Source organism: Microbacterium sp. P26 (assembly GCF_023712585.1).
GTDB lineage: Bacteria > Actinomycetota > Actinomycetes > Actinomycetales > Microbacteriaceae > Microbacterium > Microbacterium algihabitans_A.
This window is the reverse complement of record NZ_JAMAXZ010000016.1, coordinates 1-522: the sequence shown is the minus strand read 5'-3', so window position 1 is coordinate 522 and position 522 is coordinate 1. Positions and strand designations below refer to the sequence as shown.

The window sequence follows — 522 nt, the reverse complement described above, 5'->3', positions numbered from 1 at the left end:
GTACTTCGCCGAATACTGGCTGTTCTTCCTCGGTCTGATCTTCGTGCTCGTGCCGCTCTTGCTGCCGCGCGGGATCATGGGCCTCGTCGAAACCGTGCTCGCGAAGGGGAAACGCGCATGAATGGAACGGCGCTCTACCAGTTCACGCCGCCCCCCGAGGACGAGCTGACCGTCAGCGGCAGCGCGTCGATGGGGCGCGTCGTGCCGCCCGGCATCGATACGTCGCACGGCACGATTCTCTATCTCGAGGACATCGAGGTGAGCTTCGACGGGTTTCGCGCGCTGAAGAAGCTGTCGCTCTCGATCGACGCGGGCGAGCTGCGCTGCGTGATCGGCCCGAACGGCGCGGGCAAGACGACGATGATGGACGTCATCACCGGCAAGACGCGGCCCGATGCGGGCAAGGTGTTTCTGGGCCAGACGATCGACCTCGCGCGGATGAACGAACCCGAGATCGCGCGGGCGGGCATCGGCCGCAAGTTCCAGAAGCCGACCGTGTTCGAACAGCATCCGGTATGGGAA

At 64.9% G+C, this 522-nt stretch carries 1 protein-coding gene; it reads left to right on the top strand.

All coding sequences use genetic code 11. The annotated features are described in order from the left end of the window. Nucleotides 1-117: 117 nt before the first annotated feature. On the top strand, nt 118-522 hold a 405-nt coding region (locus M3667_RS16540; RefSeq protein WP_251509617.1), incomplete at its 3' end, for an ATP-binding cassette domain-containing protein.